Below are 248 nucleotides of genomic sequence, written 5' to 3'. Positions count from 1 at the left end.
GGATGCGGCGGTGGCGATGGAGCTGGGCTGCGACGGGGTGCTGATGAACACCGCCATTGCCGAAGCGAAAGACCCGATCCGCATGGCCCGCGCGATGCGGCTGGCGGTGGAGGCCGGACGCCACGCCTATCTCTCCGGGCGGATGGGGCGGCGGCGCTATGCCGATCCCTCCTCTCCGCTGGCGGGACTCATCTAATCAAGGCGTTAACCTTAAAATAACCGTGCCGGGCGACAGTCCTTGCAGGAAT

1 pseudogene is annotated in these 248 nt (G+C 65.7%); it reads left to right on the top strand.

The annotated features are described in order from the left end of the window. Nucleotides 1–196, top strand: a pseudogene (locus DX908_RS16100) (sulfur carrier protein ThiS); the annotation flags it as partial. Between the last annotated feature and the right edge of the window lie 52 nt (nucleotides 197–248).

This window comes from Parvularcula marina (assembly GCF_003399445.1).
Lineage (GTDB): Bacteria > Pseudomonadota > Alphaproteobacteria > Caulobacterales > Parvularculaceae > Parvularcula > Parvularcula marina.
This window is presented reverse-complemented; position numbering and strand designations above follow the sequence as displayed.